The sequence below is a fragment of the Bradyrhizobium sp. MI1.3 genome (assembly GCF_055811695.1).
Map to the genome: position 1 here is coordinate 78,279 of NZ_JBVVPQ010000005.1, position 15,196 is coordinate 93,474.

The following is a 15,196-nucleotide window of genomic DNA, read 5'->3' on the forward strand; positions in this document are numbered from 1 at the left end:
ATGTTCTCTTTGTTCCCTCGTTGTTAGTCGGCGCGTCTTTTCGGGGGGGGCTGGGGGGGGTGGGGCCGGCCGCCCGCCCCGGCGCGCCCCCCCACCCCAGTGGGATCGAGCAATGCTACCGGCCAATGATGATTTTGAGTCCGTTTGGGACTACCCGCGGCCTCCACGGCTGGAGAGGCTACGGCACCGCCTGATCGTGATTTTTGAAAATGTCCTCGTCGCCGACACGCAATCCGGCCATCGCGTGCTGGAGACAAGTCATCCTCCCACTTACTACTTCCCTCCCACAGATGTCGCGCTCGCGCTGTTGCGCCGCGCTGACGGTCATTCGCTTTGTGAGTTTAAGGGCGTCGCGGAATATCGGACGATCAGCGTCGGCGACCGGGTCTCGGTACGTGCGGCTTGGGTTTATCCGCGCCCGCTCGAACCATACAAGGAGATTGCGGGCCATTTTGCCTTCTATCCATCTCGGGTCGAGGCCTGCTTCGTCGGCCACGAGCAGGCCATGGCGCAAGAAGGTGACTTCTACGGCGGCTGGATCACCTCGGGGATCAAGGGCCCTTTCAAGGGCGGCTCAGGCAGTCGGGGCTCCTGCAAATTTGCGGTCTACCCGTCTCTGCCTGACATCGGCGGCCACGAGCCACAGCCTGTTTATGTCCACTCCTGCGCCGGGAGCGAGCCGCGGCCAACTCTCGAGACTTGCCTCGATGATGGCTACGTCGCGGCTTGGACAGAGCTTCCGGCTGGGTCGCGCTGAAGCTGCTTCTTGACCATATCCGACCGCAGATGCCCAGAGAAAGCAGAGCAGGCGCTGCAGGGCCAGGTCTCAGTCGCGGTCTTTTGGCACGACCACCAGCCTCATCGCAGCCCGGATAATGTCTTCGCGCCCTCTTCGTCGCTCGCGCCATTTTTCGAGCTCGTGGAGAGTCGCAACGAGACACGCACCGAGACTGATCACCAGCCCGATGAGCAAAAACGCCTGGTCGGTGGGCTCCATGTCAGGCTCCATGCGTGTGAAGCCGAACATATTCGCCGAGATCAATGGATAACATGTCACCACGAAAAGTCACGTGCCCCATTCCGCGCAACAGAGCGAGCACATCCTGCTCAACGAGATACTCCGGACACATAAAGGTGTGATAGCCTCGTCGGCCCGCAGCAAACGCTGCGAGCTGGAGGAGGTGCCCATAGATCATGAGGCGATCTTCCGCCGCCGAGCTTGCGAACCCCAGCTCCGTGCAACCGGCAAGGGTCCGGGCCGGGTGCAATTCAATCACAGCGACGAGCGCGTCGCGCGCGATGCAGGCGATCACAGTTGCTTCGTCAGCATCGAGACCCCCGCAGTAGCGCACGATTGCGTCGTCCGACATGCCGCATCCGAAGCGTGCGCGCCGTTGATCGAATGTCAGGCTATTGAAGAAAGGGACAAGAAGGGACCGGAGTTCGCCCGCCGAGAGTGTCCTGAACGACAGCGTGGAAGCGCCGGGGCTGCAAAATTCAAGGGCATTTGACGTCTTCATGTTTTTTCCAATGCGTCTGCTGAAAAAGTGTGCACGAAAGTCCAGCCTGGATGAAAAAAGCGGGTTTCCAAACGGCGTGATGCTAGTCCGATCTCGAAATTGATGCTGTGGCGTCCTTCACAATCAGCACTCGCGTTTGGTTTAGCGAAAATCATGCCGCTGGCAGGCGTTGGTCGTGAAGGTCACAAAAGTCGCTCACGCGACAATCTATGCTGCTATGCTGCAATCAGCCCACTCGAGGAGACGCCGCTGATGATGAACCGCAACCTCGTTGCCGCGCTGGTTACGTTTGGCCTGGCTTTGCCCGCCGTAACCCGCGCGCAGGACGCACCGGTCGAGGAGCAGATCGTCGACCAGATGAACAAAGTGTTTGGTGTCCACGCTGGATTCCGCGCCAATCACGCCAAGGGCGTCGTGGCCGAGGGGAAGTTTAGGGCCTCTCCAGAAGCCGCAGGCTTGAGCAAGGCGGTGCATTTCGGCGGCACCGACATCCCGGTGACGGTGCGGTTCTCGGACTCCACGGGAGTACCAAATTTGCCCGACGGAGCGGATGACGCCAATCCGCATGGCATCTCGGTGAAATTTCACCTGCCCGACGGCAGCGACACGGACATCGTGATCAATTCGCTGAAATTCTTTCCCGTCGCGACCAGCGAGGAATTTCGCGACCTGCTCGTCGCAATCGCACAGAGCCCGCCCGACGCGGCCAAGCCGACGAAGTTTGAGCAGTTCGTGGCAAGCCACCCCACTGTCCCAGCTGCCTTCGCCACGGTCGCCACGCCGAACAGCTTTGCTAACGAGGCCTACTTCGGCATCAATGCGTTTGTGTTCGTCAACAAAGGTGGTCAGCGACAGGCCGTCCGCTACCAGATGATTCCCGAGAAGCTCGTGCACCTGGACAAGGCGGAGGCTGCGAAGATGACGCCGGACTTCCTGATGGAGGAGCTGCCCTCACGATTGAAGCAGGGGCCGGTGACCTTTCGGTTCAAGGCGCAACTCGCTGCCGAGGGCGACTCCACCAAGGACCCATCGAAGCCCTGGCCTGATGATCGCAAGCTGGTCGAGCTTGGCGTGCTGACGATCGACAAAGCCGTGGCGAACAGTGAGGAGGCGCAAAAGAAGCTCCTGTTCCTGCCGGGCCAACTCACCGACGGGATCGAGCAGTCCGACGATCCGATGGTCGATGTCCGCAACGGCGCCTACGCGATCTCGTTCTCGCGGCGCAATCCTTGACGGTCGGTTAGTCAGCAGTTCATCTCGGAATGCTAAGTGGGTTGGCCGCGACCTACTCGGAATTTCCGCCGACGCTGACCAGCAGCGCGGCGGCCGAACTGGCGTGCTTTCCAGGGCGGTACCGACTGGCTTCCGCTCGCCGATCGGATCTATTGGAACGACCGGAGCAGAGGTCTGTTAGTGGCCGATGTTCGTACACGCGATCGAGATTGCGGCAGGCGTCGTCCTCGTCGTCTTCGCGCTTCGAGACGTATTCGACACTGTGGTGGTGCCGGGAGAGAGCCGCGGTGCACTACGCGTGGCGCGACGACTCCTCACGGTCGCGCTTCCGGTTTGGAAGTGGGCTCGACGTGGCAAGAGCGGAGTCTCGACCAGCTTCGCTCCGGCGATCCTCATGGGCTCCTTCCTCATCTGGATGATCCTTCTGTGGCTGGGCTTCGGCCTGATCGCACATGCGTTGGGGGACTGGTTCTCTCCACCAGCCGATTTCCAGGAGGCACTTTTCATCGTCGGAAGCGCGCTGTGCACGGTGGGACTGAGCGGCATCGAGGCCCATGGCCCGGCACGCTGGGCCCTCATCCTGGCCGGCCTTTCGGGCCTCTCGGTCCTGACAATGGCTGTTACTTACCTCCTCCAGGTACAAGAGGGTATTTCCCGCCGCGATGCCGGAATTCTCAAACTTACGACGGCTGCGGGTCAGCCACCCTCGGCTCTCGGACTGCTGGAGCGTTACGCCGACCTCGAGTCTCCGGAGGAAATCAGGCGCGTGCTTTACAAAGGACGGGACTGGTGCGCCACCGTCCTGCAGAGCCATGCTTCCCATCCATCCCTGATCTACTTTCGATCGGTTGGCGTCGGCTCGGGTTGGCCTGCAACGCTCGGGGCCATGCTGGACCTCGCACTGATGTTCGAACTGCTGATCGAGGACCGCGAGAGCCGAGCGCTGGCGATCCTGCTCCGAAGCGAAGGATTGCGCCTCATCGACGACCTGAATGGACTGATCGGCCTCAAGCCACAATCCGACGACACCAGTGCTGCGGCAGTGCCGCGGGTGTGCGCTCGCTTGACGGCGGCTGGCTACGAGGTGCGTTCGTCGGTCGACGCTGCGGAGTTCGCGGATCGGCGGCGAAAGCACGCTGGTCGGGTGCGCGCCGCGGCAGAACATCTGGGCACGCTCACCTCACCCCTACTTCCGTAAACGCCATGTGGCATGGCGGCTTCGCTGCTCAATCAGAGCCCGCCAGCAGTTCTGCCAAAGCGGACTGCAGTTCCTGAACCTTGAAGGGCTTGTGCAGCATACGCGAATGTTTGCTTTCCTGCACCGGGCTGAGCGCCGCAGTTTCCGAGTAGCCGCTGGCGAAGATGACTGGCAGATCGGGAAGGGTCCGTCTGGCCCTCTTCGCAACTTCCGCGCCATTCATGCCAGGCATCGCGAAATCCAGTATCATCGCCGCCGCAGGGGTTTCTTGGAGAGCCCTCAGCGCCGAGGAACCGTCCTCCGCGACAATGGAGGCGTAACCCAGGCTCTCCAATGAATCTGTCAGGAAGGCTCGCACGTCGGGATCGTCATCGACGATCAGCACCGTGGCCGCAGCCGCCCGCTTGGTCTCGACGGAGTGCTCCTCGGCTCGCCGCGGCTGGATCTCCGTCCTGCGCAGGTAGAGCCGCACAGTAGTTCCGGTACCTGGCGCACTCTCGATCCTCACAGCGCCTCCGGATTGTTGAAGCGTGCCATAGACCTGACTGAGGCCGAGGCCCGTGCCTTTACCGACGTCCTTCGTCGTGAAGAACGGTTCGAAGGCACGCTCCGCGACCTCTGCGCTCATTCCGGTTCCCGAATCCTTCACCGACAGCTCCACATAGTCGCCATCCTGTAGTTCGGGATCACCCGTGAGGCGCCACGGGCGGGCGCCGATCACGAGTTGGCCTCCGCCCGGCATGGCATCACGCGCGTTCAGGGCGAGATTGAGCACGGCCAGTTCGAGCTGCGTCTGATCTCCCTCGGCGAAGACGCCGTCGGCGTCGAGATCCATGCGCAGGTCGATCGACGGTCCGATGGTCCTGCGGAGCATGTCAGCGAAGCCGGTGAGCGCGCTCGAGATGTCGATCGATGCGATATCCAACTTTTGGGTGCGGGAGAACGCGAGAAGCTGTCCGGCAAGGCGCGCGCCGCGGTCGGCCGCCTTCAGTCCCGCATCCGCCCATCGGCTTACGCGGCCTGCATCGTCTGGCTTGCGGCGGATCAGATCAAGGCTGCCGGTGATGCCTTGGAGAAGGTTGTTGAAGTCGTGAGCTATCCCGCCCGTCAGCCGGCCGACAGCCTCCATTTTCTGCGCCTGGCGCAGCGCGACATGGGCGCGCTCGAGTTCGCGGCTCCGCTCCATGATGCGCTGCTCGAGCGTCTCGTTCAACTGGCGCAGGCGAGCTTCGCTCTCCCGGAGTGCCGCCTCGGCCCGCACGCGCTCGGTCGTCTCCGAGACGATGCACAGCACGCCTCCGACGCCGCCATCTCCCTCCGGAACGGCCGAGTAGGAGACGTCGAAATAGACGGTTTCGCCGAACCCGTGCCGCTCGATGTAGAACGGCCGATCCTTGGCCGAAAATGTCCGACCGGTCTCCCGTACGCCGCGCAACAGCGGCTCCAGATCGTCCCACAGCTCGCTCCAGCTCTCTCTGGCCGGTCGTCCCAGCGCGCGGGGGTGCTTGTCGCCTATCGTGGGAGCGTAGGCGTCGTTGTACAGAGCCACGAACTCCGGACCCCAGAACAGCACGATCTGAGCTTCCGCCCGAAGCAGTAGGGACGCTGTAGTCTTGAGATCGGCCGACCAAATCTGCGGCTTGCCCAAGGGCGATCCAGACCAATCGAACCCACTCAGCAGGGCCCCGATTCGGCTGCCCACCGGAAAAACCGCTGTGTCTGAGGAGGTCCCCATAATTGCCCCGATCGCCGAGCGATCCGCGTAAGGATTGGGTTCGAAATGCAACCCTTCACAATGCTTTCGAATCCGTTTGGTTCCGAGGCTGCACAGCCACCGCGTTCGGATTACGAAAGGGATTTTAGGCAGCAGGAGTCGAGTCTTCCTTGACGCCGCGGGCGACGATTCGCAGCGCCCCGTCAGGTAGCGGCCGCTGCAGCTTCAGGGCTTCGTCCGCCGGCGCCGTCATCCAGGTCTCGACCTCATCTGGCGTGGTCAGGATCACGGGCATCGCTTTCGGGTGGATGGCGCCGACCTCGGCGTTCGGCTCCGTCGTCAGGAACGCGTAGAGGTCGTTGGTGGTCTCGCCCTCCTTGACCTTCCGGACCGACGTCCAGTTGGTCCAGATGCCGGCGAAGCAGGCGAGCGGCCTGGTCTCGTCGAGCGCGAACCAGATGTCGCCGCCCTCGGCCTTGTTGAATTCGCTGAAGCTGTTGAACGGCACCACGCATCGGTTCTCGACGCCGAGCCAGCGCGTCCAATGTTTGCTCTTCACGTTTCGGATGTTGGTGGTTCCGCCGTCCGGCTCCATCCGGAGCAATTCCTTGAAGTCGACCGTCTTGCCCTTCGCTTGCAGCTATTGGGCCCGCTTCTTGGTAGCGTCCATCAGCGCCTTCGACGACGAGGGCATGATCGTCGTAAAGGGCCTGGGTACTGGCCTGTTTCCATCGTCAGTGGCGTAAGTTGATTCAGCAGTGGCCCATTTTGATTTGGCTCTAGGCATGAGCGAGGACGAGAAGCCAAAACCGCCGCCCAAACCCTCCCGGGACAATGAAGCCCGGAAGGTCGTCCAAGACGTTGACGACCAGCGGGCGATTGCCGAGAAGCTCCGCCGCAAGATGAACTAAGGCCCTTTTTGAATCGACGGGCGGACATATAGAGAATAGGGTTCCGATTATCACCGGCCCATCACGGCCTCTAACGGTGACTGAGAGCCCCGTGCTCCCGCCAGTTCGCGGAGCCATTTATGGTCAAGATCCTCCCCTCCCTAACGGAACGCCTTACTCAATTGGCGAGCGCCGCTCGCACTCGGGCAGAATCAGCACCTCCGGGCCCCAAACGGGAAGCCTTGTTAAAAGCGGCTCAACTGAGTGAGAACGCAGTCAACATTCAGAAATGGCTGAGTTCAGGATTGCGAGCCCCTAGTTGAAGCAACCGCGCTTCAATAACGAATTAAGGCCGCCTCAGTGGGCGGCTGAAGGTGTCAAGAAGTGCCGAAGGACTGCTTAGGTTCTTCCAGGCGGCACCAGGTGGTGGCGCCCGACGCATTTCTTCCGAGATATCTTGTCTTCGCGCGGCGGGCGGCAGTAGATTTCGACGAGGCGGCGAAATCCAATGTCGACGCTGCATGCGATCCGGAAGCCGTGCCCGGTGTGCGGGCAACCGATGAAGCTCGCGCCCGAACAGACTGATCCCGGACGGGAGCGCTACGTCTGCAAGACCTGCGACGACGATCCGTTGCACGATCCTGCCGCCCGCAGGTGGGCGGAGAGCCCGCTCAGGCCGCCGGCGAAGTGACGGCGCGCCGGTTAGAATAGGTCCGCCGTAATGTTCAGACCGTCGGTTATGGCGGCCGCGAGCGACAGCAAAAGCCCGAGTCCGCAAAAGATCAGGATGGTTTTCAGATCCTCGGCCTCGACATTCATCCCCGTCGAGCGTGAGAGCGCCTTCACCAGTCCGGCCATCATCGGTCTCCTCGGAGAAAGCGGCAGCATAGCCGGTAACGGTCTAGCCGAGTGTGAACCAGCTCTCAGGTCCGGTAGCGCTCCGCTGGTCCGTCGGTCATCGACTTGGGCGTGTCCTCGGACGATCAAGAAATGATGCGGTGGACGGGGCCTGCGGTGTCGGAACCAAGCACCCGCATTCGTCTTGAATCGGAGCCAACACAACGGAGTTCCGCGTATCATGGCCCCCCGCGCCAATTGGAAAGGCTTTCTGAGGCTCTCGCTCGTCACCTGCCCGGTTGCGCTGTACCCCGCCACCTCCGAGTCCGAGAAGATCAGCTTCAACCAGCTGAACCGGGCGACTGGTCACCGGATCAAGTACCTGAAGGTCGACGCGGACACCGGCGAGGAGGTCCCGAACGAGGACATCGTGAAGGGCTACAAGGTGGACACCGACACCTTCATCGAGGTCACCAAGGAGGAGCTCGAGAACGTCGCCCTGGAATCCACCCGGACCATCGAGATCGACGAGTTCGTCGACCGCAGCGACATCGATCCGCGCTACCTGATCCGCCCCTACTATCTGCGTCCGGACGGCAAGGTCGGCCACGACGCCTTTGCGGTGATCCGCGAGACCATCCGTGAGATGGACAAGGTCGCGATTGGGCGGCTGGTGCTGACCAACCGCGAGCACATCATCGCGCTCGAGCCGCTGGACAAGGGGCTAATGGGGACGCTCCTGCGCTACCCGTACGAAGTCCGCGATCCCAAGGAATATTTCGACGAGATCGAGGACGTCAAAGTCACCAAGGACATGCTCGACCTGGCCAGGCACATCGTCGATCAGAAATCCGGCTCCTTCGAGCCCGACAAGTTCGAGGACCAGTACGAAACGGCGCTGGTCGAACTCATCAACCAGAAGCGCGCCGGCAAGCGCATCGTGCCGAAGGATCGTCCGAAAGGCGAGAACGTCGTCGATTTGATGGACGCGCTGCGCAAGAGCGTCGGCGGCGCGGCGGCGGAGAGCAAGTCTTCGAAGAAGCCGACCAAGAAAGCGAAGAAGGCGGCGGCCGGTCAGAAGGAGATGCTGATGCCGATCGCGGGCAAGAAGCCGGCGAAGGAAGCAGCGGCAAAGAAGTCCGCGGGCAAGCCGCAGCGAAGGTCCGCCTGACCCAAAATTAGGAGAGCGGCATGGATATCAAGGAAGCCTCGGCGATGACGGAAGCCTCCGGGCTGGTGAACGAGCAGGAGCAGGCCGCAGAAGAGCGCCGGCCGCGATCGATTCAAGACGCCGCCGCCGTTTGGGCGGATCGCCTCCGCAAGGCCACCGTCGAGGCGCCGCTCCAATCGCTGGCCGTCGCCTTCGTGCTCGGAATGTGGTTTAGCCGCCGTCGGTGACCGAGAGCGGTGCCCGCCGGCTGGTAGCATCTCCTAACGATCTTTCGAGCGACTGCGCCCCGAAGGAAGGGCAACCCCCGCCGATCCGCCGCGGTTTCGAGCAGTTCTCAGGCGGGCTCTAGCGGCATCGAGAACAGGAATCGGGTCTCCTCGGGCGATGAGGTCACGGTCAGAGTTCCTGCATGCGCCTTGGCGATTTGGGATGCGATGTAGAGACCCAAACCCAGTCCTTGGCGGCTCGCACGCGCCTTCCCGCGAAAAAACGGCTCGAACAGCTTATCCATCGTGTCGGGCGCGATAGGCTCTCCTACATTGGAGACCCAAAGCTCGAACGTGGCCCCGGCCGTAGCGGCATGAACGACGACGGGCTTGTTTGCCGCTCCGTGAGTCAGAGCATTACCCAGAAGGTTGGACAGGAGCTGGCCGATTCGGGTGCGATCGCATGGTACCGGCCGATCTATCTTGAAGTCGGTTTGGATTTCCCGCCCTGCGGAGGCCAGTCGAAGCTCATCGACGACCTGCGTCAGGACCGGTTCGAGCGGCTTGTCGGCATCTGTTTCCAGAGCGATACCGCCGCCCAGCCGGCCGCGCGCGAAGTCGAGCACGTTGTCGATCATCGCAGCCATCCGCATGATCGTGGTCTGCATCATTGCGATGATCTGGTGCTCTTTTTCGCTCTGCGCGGTCCGGTCGAGGATGCGCGCGCCGGCGCTGATGGATGCGAGCGGATTGCGAAGGTCGTGGCCGAGCACGGCGATGAACTGCTCGCGCAACTCAGAGCTCTGATGCTCGAGGCGCAGCACTTCCTTGGTCGCCTTCTCGGCGGTGACCGCCAGCTCGCGGGCGGCCAGAAGCTCCAGTTCGTAGCGCCGCCGATCCGTCGCCTTGATCAGCGCAAGACGTACCAGCAGCAGCTTCCCGTCCGGATCGCGGCGCTCGTTCGCGTTCGCGATCATCTGCAGCGGGGTATCGTCCGCAGCGAGCATGTCGATGGCGAATTCGTGGAAGGAGCCCTGCATCCGCAGGAGGGGCATGATGTGCGTCTCATAGTAGATGCGGCCCGGGACCGTCAGGAAATCGCTGAAGCGCTTGCCAATCATCTGCTCCCCGGAATGCCCGCTCCACTCCAGGAAGGTCCGGTTCACCTGATCGACGCGGCCGTTCGCCTGCACGGTGATGTAGCCGCAGGGTGCATTCTCGATCAGATCCTGGAAATCGGGAGCGGAGTCGTCCACTAGACAAAGGTCCGCATCGCATCGACGACTTCGGCCGGCGCGCTGAGGTTGGGACAATGCCCGGTCGCCTTCAGAACGATCATCCGGCTTTTTGGAATGCTGCGGTTCACGTAATCGCCGACTTCCTGGGATGCGATGATGTCCTCGCTACACTGCAGAACCAGCGTCGGCACGCTGACGCTTGGCAGATCCTTGCGGTTGTCGGAGGTGAAGGTCACGCGGGCGAATGCCTTTGCGATCTCGGGATCCGTTCGGCAGAAGCTGTTGGTGAGCTCGGCTCCAAGCTCTGGGCGCTCCGAGTTGCCCATGATCGCCGGGGCCATCTGCGCGGACCAGCCCATATGGTTGGATTCCAGAAACTGAAGGAGCTCCTCGATCTGCTTTGCGCTGAACCCGCCCACATAGCCTTCGTCGTCGATGTAACGGGCGGAGGGGCCAATGAGCACCAGCTTGCCGAACATGCCGGGCGCCTTCTGAGCGGCGAGCACCCCGATCATGCTGCTGACCGAATGACCGACGAAGACGGCGTCCTGGAGATCTAGCTCGCGGCCGATTTCCACCACGTCGTCCGCGTACCCGCCCAGGCTGGAATACTTGCTCCGGTCGTACGCCGCCAGATCGGAGCCGCCGGCGCCCACGTGGTCGAACACGACCGTCTTGAAGTCCTTCTCGAAAGCGGGCGCCACGAACCGCCACATGTTCTGGTCGCAGCCGAAGCCGTGAGCGAACATCATCCCCTTGCTGCCGGCTCCCCGGACGTGGACATTGTTTCGTTCGATCACGCCCGGCATCGGTAGCCTCTTCTTTTTTCGGGAGGTTTTTGTCATCGTAGTCGCCGCCGAGTGGCTCGCCAACCGATCTCTTCCTGGACCGGCCGGAGTACCCGAGGACGAGGCGGATGTCTCCGCTTTCAAGCGAAGCTCGGCCTTTCCTTGCCCATCGTCCTGATGGCCTCGACGATGCGGTCCGGGTGGTACGGTTTGTGGAGGGTCAAACTATCCGGGACCGGCCTGGCCTCGACCGGCGAAAAGCCGGTCACGTAGATCACGGGGAGCCCTGGATCGCGCTCTCGGCACCGCTCCGCGATCTGCCAACCGTCGATATGTCCGGGCAGCTTGATGTCGGTGACGAGAACGTCCGGATGTTTCGTTCGGCACAGTGACAGTGCCTCCTCGCCTTCTCCGGCCTCGATTACGTTCCAGCCTTCGTCCCGCAGCGCCTCGACTACGAATTCCCGAACGAGCGGATCGTCCTCGACTACAAGTATGCGCACCGGACGACCCTCAAGACTTTGATTCGCAATCAGTTTCGAACGTCTGAGGTACGGGGAGGTTCCGCTGCTGCCGTTCTTGGTCGAACGGCTACTCCTCGGGCTGGCACTCCGGGCAGGTATCGCCGATCGAATCCAGCACTTCGCGGACTTCCACGACAGCCTGGTCCGGGGACAAGCCGTCAGGTGGCTGCTGCCTGGCGATATTCAGCGCGTGGTCCCGCGCATGGGGATCGGCGCGGTCTTTTGCCCAGCCGTGCTCCTCGCATTCATGGATGGCACCGGCCTCCTGCAGCACGTGGATAGCCCAGCCGCGCAACGTGCGGATCGTCCGTGGTTTTTCCCTTGTCATCAGCATCGCGATAGCTCCTGCCGAGACGAATCCTTGGGGCCGCCGGCTCGTTCCTGGCGGTTAGCACGGGTCAGGGATTCCGAAATGCAGAGGCTCCGGCTTGTCCACCTGTTCCGCAGGGCTGTGCAGAACCTACGCGGCCGGCGCCGGATCTTCCTTCACGCCGCGGGCGACGATCCGGAGCGCCCCGTCCGGGAGGGGCCGCTGGAGCTTAAGCGCCTGGTCGGGAGGCGCGGTCATCCAGGTCTCGACCTCTTCAGGCGTCGTCAGGATCACCGGCATCGCCTTCGGGTGGATGGCGCCGACCTCGGCGTTCGGCTCCGTCGTCAGGAACGCGTAGACGTCGTTGGTGGTCTCGCCTTCCTTAACCTTCCGGACGGACGTCCAGTTGGTCCATATACCGGCAAAGCAGGCGAGGGGCCGGCTTTCATCGAGGGCGAACCAGATGTCACCGCCTTCGGCCTTGTTGAACTCGCTGAACGAGTTGAACGGTACCACGCAGCGGTTTTCCGGACCAAGCCAGCGCCTCCAGTGCTTGGACTTCACTTTGCGGATGTTGGTTGTGCCGCCGTCCGGCTCCATCCGGAGCAATTCCTTGAAATCGACGGTCTTGCCCTTCGCTTGCAGCTTCTCGGCGCGCTTCTTGGTGGCGTCCATCAGCGCCTTTGACGAGGACGGCATGCCCCACCGTGCGGTGGCGAGCTCGCGGCCCTCGGCGCCGGTCCGGATGATCGGCGCCTTGTAGTCCGGAAACACGCCTGGCATGGGCGCCAGGTTGCCGACGTAGCGGTTGACCACCCGGAACAGCTCGCTGATGGCGGCCTGGTTGGTCGTGATCGAGTAGAGATTGCACATTGTTCAGGGATCGGTTCGGGAATGACGCGGCTGGGTGGCGAGTTGTAGCAGAGTCGCTGCGGGTCGCCGCCCCGCTGTCGCGCATTTGCGGCAGCGCAGGCGACTCGCCAGATCGTGGATGAACGTGGTCGGCACATGCTTCATCGCGGCCAGGTCGACATCGCTCGGCGTCTTGCATCGCGGGCAACGGATTTCCAGCCACGGAAAGCCCGCGTTGATCGCCTGTTCGATCGTAGGTGAGGGATCGATCGGCTCGCCGTCCGACCACATCCGCTCGTTCCAGCTTTCGCATAGCAACCTGTCGGCCTGCTGCAGCATGATCTCGGCCTTGGCTCGCATCTCGGTCGACTGCGCAGCCAAGATGTTGGCCATCGCCCGCGACTTGCCGAGCTCCTTGTTGAGGGCCTTGCGGTCGCCTCCGGAAAGGGGCGTCGGGTGATACTTCGGCGCCATCGAGCGGCGCCTAGGCCAGGTCGAAGGTGGGCCAGCAGCCGTCTTCCTCATGGCGCCCGGTCCGGATGCTGCAGGTGTTGTCGAGCAGCCGCTGACCGACATCCCTCCAGACCGCCTCGGGACCGTAGAGCCGGGTGGCGTCCGCCTTTTGAATCTCGACGGTCCTGCCGCAGCCGGCAGCCGACCCTGAGAAGGTGGCCGGGTATCTGCCTCAGATGCAGCAGGCGTCCGGAAGGGCCCGGGCCCGGCCTGAGCGCTTCCGCGCGAGGGTCCTCCAGTAGGGCCTGCCAGTATTCCGGCGACATATCCTCGTTCGGGGCCAACCCGCGTACCGGCGGGGCCTTTCTGCCGACGTCAGGGGCCATCTTTTCCATCTGCTTGAGTGTCGGCATGCGCCAGCTCGCGGGTCGATCGGCCATAAGCAATTAGAACATATCAGGAACATAAATGTCGAGTCAGCCCAAGTCGGAAACTGGGGAAATGATGCGCGCCGCCGGCTCGGTGTCGGAACCGGGCCGCGCCGTTCGTCTTGAGTCCGAGTCCCCGTAGCTGGAGCGTTGCTACCCATGGCCCCTCGCGCGAACTGGAAAGGCTTCCTCCGACTGTCCCTCGTCACTTGTCCGGTCGCGCTCTACCCGGCGACGTCGGAAAGCGAGAAGATCTCGTTCACCCAGCTCAACCGTCAGACCGGCCATCGGATCAAGTACCTCAAGGTCGACGCCGACACCGGTGAGGAGGTGGCCAACGAGGACATCGTGAAGGGCTATGAGCTCGAGAAGGGCCAGTACATCGAAGTCTCCAAGGAGGAGCTCGAGGAGATCGCGCTGGAATCCACCCGCACCATCGAGATCGACGAACGCTGCGGCGGAGCGTTGGTCAGGAGGCCGCGCCGGCCAAGGCGGCAAAAAAGTCCGCCAAGAAGCCGAAGAAGGCATCGGCAGGCCAGAAGGAAATGCTGATGCCGATCGCTGGGAAGAAGCCGCCAAAGGAGGCCGCAGCCAAGAAGCCCGCGGCCAAGCCGCAACGGAAGTCCGCCTGACGACAGATTGGGAGAGGCGCATGGACATCAAGGAAGCCTCGGCGATGACGGAAGCCTCCGGGGTAGTGAACAAGCGCGAGCAGCCGGCAGAAACGACACGCCCGCAACCGCGGGAGGATGCTGCCATGGTTTGGGCGGATCGCCTCCGCAAGGCGACCGTCGAGGCGCCGCTGCAATCCCTGGCCCTCGCGTTCGTGCTCGGAATGTGGTTTGCCCGCCGCCGCTGACTCGCAGCGGAGGGCCTGCAGGACGGTATGCCCTAGTCCTGGCTTTCGGGGTCCGGGCGGCTGATCTCCCGCTCGGCTTGCAGCCAGAACTCCACGTCCCGTCCGGATGGGCGTCCGGCCTGCTCCCAAAGCTGATAGGCGCGTGCGGTATCTGGAGCGCCGGGAAGCGGACGGGAATAGCGCGCGCCTGAGCTGGTCTGCGAATTGCTGCAGCCTGCTCGCGGTACCATCATCCCTTGTGGACGCGGCAGTGCGGATAGCCAGTGCGATCTGATGCTCGAGTTTTTTCCTTTCATCCGTCGCGGCGCTCCGTTCTCCTCGCCCAAGACGATTCCCGCCGCGTGCAATTGTTCGCGAACCATCAACGCGTCCGTTCACTTCTGCACAAACGCCCTTTAACCTCGCCGCGATCCTCCGCTGTACCCGCCGCAGAAAAGTGCTTAGCTTTCCGCCGTTTTTTCCTCCAAGGAGCGAAGGGCATGGGCGAGTTTCCGGAACGAGTTCAAGCGAACATGGACGTGGTCCTGGAAGAGGTCTGTCGGGAATTGCCGAACGGCGGCGATCACGAAAGCCGCAGATACGTCGCCGAGGAACTGATCCAAACCGCACTGGAGGGGAAGATCACCCTCACTGACCTCACCTCTGCGGGTCGTCGAGCTCTCATTCATTTGAGGAATGCGCCTAAGTCAGCCTAGAGCGCCTCTTCAGACGCCGCAGCTTGTCTACCATCTGCGAACATGACCCGCTGCGGCCCGACGAGAGCGCTCAGGCAGCTTTTTCTTCGGGCTTCTCGATGATCTCGACCTCGGAGCAACCCATGTCGCGGAGTTCGGCAGCCTTCTTTTCGGTCGCAGCCCGCGTCTCTCGTCTCAATATGATCCGGCACGCACCGTCGCGCGCATATATGAAATAAAGCATTTTCTGATCCTATTTCGTTTGCATACACATGACATTCGTTTTTGCGCAACCATCCCG

Annotated in this window: 20 protein-coding genes and 4 pseudogenes; 10 read left to right on the forward strand and 14 right to left on the reverse strand. The window is 62.5% G+C overall.

Annotated features, from left to right (window positions below; all coding sequences use genetic code 11):
* Positions 1–112: 112 nt before the first annotated feature.
* Positions 113–589, forward strand: a pseudogene (locus AC0L3A_RS04915) (DUF427 domain-containing protein); the annotation flags it as partial.
* Positions 590–826: 237 nt separating this feature from the next.
* Here AC0L3A_RS04915 and AC0L3A_RS04920 read toward each other — a convergent pair.
* Both AC0L3A_RS04920 and AC0L3A_RS04925 read right to left on the reverse strand, forming a co-directional pair.
* Positions 827–997 carry a hypothetical protein gene (locus AC0L3A_RS04920; protein ID WP_456653498.1) on the reverse strand — a complete coding sequence of 57 codons (171 nt, stop codon included), beginning with the start codon at positions 995–997 and terminating at the stop codon, positions 827–829.
* A 1-nt stretch (position 998) separates the two neighbouring features.
* Positions 999–1,520: a hypothetical protein gene (locus AC0L3A_RS04925; protein ID WP_456653499.1), complete on the reverse strand. Its 522-nt coding sequence runs from the start codon at positions 1,518–1,520 to the stop codon at positions 999–1,001.
* 252 nt (positions 1,521–1,772) lie between these two features.
* Between AC0L3A_RS04925 and AC0L3A_RS04930 the strand changes: the two genes are divergently transcribed.
* The gene (locus AC0L3A_RS04930; protein ID WP_473253727.1) at positions 1,773–2,753 is read left to right on the forward strand and encodes a catalase family peroxidase; all 981 of its coding nucleotides are present in this window, start codon (positions 1,773–1,775) and stop codon (positions 2,751–2,753) included.
* A 187-nt stretch (positions 2,754–2,940) separates the two neighbouring features.
* Entirely contained in the window at positions 2,941–3,951 is a 1,011-nt protein-coding gene (locus tag AC0L3A_RS04935) for an ion channel (protein ID WP_473253728.1), read from the forward strand.
* A 28-nt stretch (positions 3,952–3,979) separates the two neighbouring features.
* Here AC0L3A_RS04935 and AC0L3A_RS04940 read toward each other — a convergent pair whose 3' ends face one another.
* Both AC0L3A_RS04940 and AC0L3A_RS04945 read right to left on the reverse strand, forming a co-directional pair.
* A complete protein-coding gene (locus AC0L3A_RS04940; protein ID WP_473253729.1) occupies positions 3,980–5,599 on the reverse strand; it encodes a response regulator in 1,620 nt (539 codons plus the stop codon).
* A 211-nt stretch (positions 5,600–5,810) separates the two neighbouring features.
* Positions 5,811–6,359: pseudogene (locus tag AC0L3A_RS04945) on the reverse strand (SOS response-associated peptidase family protein); the annotation flags it as partial.
* Between the two features lie 91 nt (positions 6,360–6,450).
* Between AC0L3A_RS04945 and AC0L3A_RS04950 the strand changes: the two are divergent.
* Positions 6,451–6,576 carry a hypothetical protein gene (locus AC0L3A_RS04950; RefSeq protein WP_473253730.1) on the forward strand — a complete coding sequence of 42 codons (126 nt, stop codon included), beginning with the start codon at positions 6,451–6,453 and terminating at the stop codon, positions 6,574–6,576.
* Between the two features lie 487 nt (positions 6,577–7,063).
* Positions 7,064–7,246 carry a hypothetical protein gene (locus tag AC0L3A_RS04955; protein WP_473253731.1) on the forward strand — a complete coding sequence of 61 codons (183 nt, stop codon included), beginning with the start codon at positions 7,064–7,066 and terminating at the stop codon, positions 7,244–7,246.
* Positions 7,247–7,257: 11 nt separating this feature from the next.
* Here AC0L3A_RS04955 and AC0L3A_RS04960 read toward each other — a convergent pair whose 3' ends face one another.
* Entirely contained in the window at positions 7,258–7,416 is a 159-nt protein-coding gene (locus AC0L3A_RS04960) for a hypothetical protein (RefSeq protein ID WP_473253732.1), read from the reverse strand.
* 217 nt (positions 7,417–7,633) lie between these two features.
* Between AC0L3A_RS04960 and ku the strand changes: the two genes are divergently transcribed.
* Both ku and AC0L3A_RS04970 read left to right on the forward strand, forming a co-directional pair.
* Positions 7,634–8,563 carry a non-homologous end joining protein Ku gene (gene ku / locus AC0L3A_RS04965; RefSeq protein ID WP_473253733.1) on the forward strand — a complete coding sequence of 310 codons (930 nt, stop codon included), beginning with the start codon at positions 7,634–7,636 and terminating at the stop codon, positions 8,561–8,563.
* A 20-nt stretch (positions 8,564–8,583) separates the two neighbouring features.
* Positions 8,584–8,790 (forward strand): hypothetical protein, encoded by a 207-nt coding sequence (locus AC0L3A_RS04970; RefSeq protein WP_473253734.1) that lies wholly within the window; start codon positions 8,584–8,586, stop codon positions 8,788–8,790.
* Positions 8,791–8,897: 107 nt separating this feature from the next.
* Here the strand turns inward: AC0L3A_RS04970 and AC0L3A_RS04975 are convergent, their stop codons facing one another.
* From AC0L3A_RS04975 to AC0L3A_RS05005, 7 genes and pseudogenes are all read right to left on the reverse strand, one after another.
* A complete protein-coding gene (locus AC0L3A_RS04975) occupies positions 8,898–10,025 on the reverse strand; it encodes a PAS domain-containing sensor histidine kinase (RefSeq protein WP_473253735.1) in 1,128 nt (375 codons plus the stop codon).
* Complete coding sequence (locus AC0L3A_RS04980; protein ID WP_473253736.1) at positions 10,025–10,816, reverse strand: alpha/beta fold hydrolase; 792 nt, start codon at positions 10,814–10,816, stop codon at positions 10,025–10,027. The genes AC0L3A_RS04975 and AC0L3A_RS04980 overlap by 1 nt, the downstream gene beginning before the upstream one ends.
* 119 nt (positions 10,817–10,935) lie before the next feature.
* Positions 10,936–11,298, reverse strand: coding sequence for a response regulator (locus AC0L3A_RS04985; protein WP_473253737.1), 363 nt, complete (start codon positions 11,296–11,298; stop codon positions 10,936–10,938).
* Positions 11,299–11,386: 88 nt separating this feature from the next.
* Positions 11,387–11,653: a hypothetical protein gene (locus AC0L3A_RS04990; protein WP_456652999.1), complete on the reverse strand. Its 267-nt coding sequence runs from the start codon at positions 11,651–11,653 to the stop codon at positions 11,387–11,389.
* Between the two features lie 126 nt (positions 11,654–11,779).
* Positions 11,780–12,502 (reverse strand): SOS response-associated peptidase, encoded by a 723-nt coding sequence (locus AC0L3A_RS04995; protein WP_473253738.1) that lies wholly within the window; start codon positions 12,500–12,502, stop codon positions 11,780–11,782.
* Between the two features lie 3 nt (positions 12,503–12,505).
* Positions 12,506–12,955, reverse strand: coding sequence for a hypothetical protein (locus tag AC0L3A_RS05000; protein ID WP_473253739.1), 450 nt, complete (start codon positions 12,953–12,955; stop codon positions 12,506–12,508).
* A 10-nt stretch (positions 12,956–12,965) separates the two neighbouring features.
* Positions 12,966–13,374 (reverse strand): annotated as a pseudogene (locus AC0L3A_RS05005) (hypothetical protein).
* 147 nt (positions 13,375–13,521) lie between these two features.
* Between AC0L3A_RS05005 and AC0L3A_RS05010 the strand changes: the two are divergent.
* Both AC0L3A_RS05010 and AC0L3A_RS05015 read left to right on the forward strand, forming a co-directional pair.
* Positions 13,522–13,994, forward strand: a pseudogene (locus tag AC0L3A_RS05010) (Ku protein).
* A 20-nt stretch (positions 13,995–14,014) separates the two neighbouring features.
* Positions 14,015–14,221 (forward strand): hypothetical protein, encoded by a 207-nt coding sequence (locus AC0L3A_RS05015; RefSeq protein ID WP_473253740.1) that lies wholly within the window; start codon positions 14,015–14,017, stop codon positions 14,219–14,221.
* 32 nt (positions 14,222–14,253) lie between these two features.
* On the opposite strand, the gene AC0L3A_RS05020 is transcribed toward AC0L3A_RS05015, so the two are convergent.
* The gene (locus AC0L3A_RS05020) at positions 14,254–14,583 is read right to left on the reverse strand and encodes a DUF2934 domain-containing protein (protein ID WP_473253741.1); all 330 of its coding nucleotides are present in this window, start codon (positions 14,581–14,583) and stop codon (positions 14,254–14,256) included.
* Between the two features lie 117 nt (positions 14,584–14,700).
* Here AC0L3A_RS05020 and AC0L3A_RS05025 point away from each other — a divergent pair, with 117 nt between their 5' ends.
* Positions 14,701–14,916 (forward strand): hypothetical protein, encoded by a 216-nt coding sequence (locus AC0L3A_RS05025; protein WP_219685060.1) that lies wholly within the window; start codon positions 14,701–14,703, stop codon positions 14,914–14,916.
* Positions 14,917–14,986: 70 nt separating this feature from the next.
* Here the strand turns inward: AC0L3A_RS05025 and AC0L3A_RS05030 are convergent, their stop codons facing one another.
* Complete coding sequence (locus AC0L3A_RS05030; RefSeq protein WP_473253742.1) at positions 14,987–15,139, reverse strand: hypothetical protein; 153 nt, start codon at positions 15,137–15,139, stop codon at positions 14,987–14,989.
* Positions 15,140–15,196: the final 57 nt, after the last annotated feature.

Excerpts from the sequence above, each read along its gene's own strand:
- AC0L3A_RS04920 (WP_456653498.1), bottom strand. The coding sequence starts at position 997 with ATGGAGCCCACCGACCAGGCGTTTTTGCTCATCGGGCTGGTGATCAGT.
- AC0L3A_RS04925 (WP_456653499.1), bottom strand. The coding sequence starts at position 1,520 with ATGAAGACGTCAAATGCCCTTGAATTTTGCAGCCCCGGCGCTTCCACG.
- AC0L3A_RS04930 (WP_473253727.1), top strand. The coding sequence starts at position 1,773 with ATGATGAACCGCAACCTCGTTGCCGCGCTGGTTACGTTTGGCCTGGCT.
- AC0L3A_RS04935 (WP_473253728.1), top strand. The coding sequence starts at position 2,941 with ATGTTCGTACACGCGATCGAGATTGCGGCAGGCGTCGTCCTCGTCGTC.
- AC0L3A_RS04950 (WP_473253730.1), top strand. The coding sequence starts at position 6,451 with ATGAGCGAGGACGAGAAGCCAAAACCGCCGCCCAAACCCTCCCGGGAC.
- AC0L3A_RS04955 (WP_473253731.1), top strand. The coding sequence starts at position 7,064 with ATGTCGACGCTGCATGCGATCCGGAAGCCGTGCCCGGTGTGCGGGCAA.
- AC0L3A_RS04960 (WP_473253732.1), bottom strand. The coding sequence starts at position 7,416 with ATGATGGCCGGACTGGTGAAGGCGCTCTCACGCTCGACGGGGATGAAT.
- ku (WP_473253733.1), top strand. The coding sequence starts at position 7,634 with ATGGCCCCCCGCGCCAATTGGAAAGGCTTTCTGAGGCTCTCGCTCGTC.
- AC0L3A_RS04970 (WP_473253734.1), top strand. The coding sequence starts at position 8,584 with ATGGATATCAAGGAAGCCTCGGCGATGACGGAAGCCTCCGGGCTGGTG.
- AC0L3A_RS04980 (WP_473253736.1), bottom strand. The coding sequence starts at position 10,816 with ATGCCGGGCGTGATCGAACGAAACAATGTCCACGTCCGGGGAGCCGGC.
- AC0L3A_RS04990 (WP_456652999.1), bottom strand. The coding sequence starts at position 11,653 with ATGCTGATGACAAGGGAAAAACCACGGACGATCCGCACGTTGCGCGGC.
- AC0L3A_RS04995 (WP_473253738.1), bottom strand. The coding sequence starts at position 12,502 with ATGTGCAATCTCTACTCGATCACGACCAACCAGGCCGCCATCAGCGAG.
- AC0L3A_RS05000 (WP_473253739.1), bottom strand. The coding sequence starts at position 12,955 with ATGGCGCCGAAGTATCACCCGACGCCCCTTTCCGGAGGCGACCGCAAG.
- AC0L3A_RS05015 (WP_473253740.1), top strand. The coding sequence starts at position 14,015 with ATGGACATCAAGGAAGCCTCGGCGATGACGGAAGCCTCCGGGGTAGTG.
- AC0L3A_RS05020 (WP_473253741.1), bottom strand. The coding sequence starts at position 14,583 with ATGGTTCGCGAACAATTGCACGCGGCGGGAATCGTCTTGGGCGAGGAG.
- AC0L3A_RS05025 (WP_219685060.1), top strand. The coding sequence starts at position 14,701 with ATGGGCGAGTTTCCGGAACGAGTTCAAGCGAACATGGACGTGGTCCTG.
- AC0L3A_RS05030 (WP_473253742.1), bottom strand. The coding sequence starts at position 15,139 with ATGCTTTATTTCATATATGCGCGCGACGGTGCGTGCCGGATCATATTG.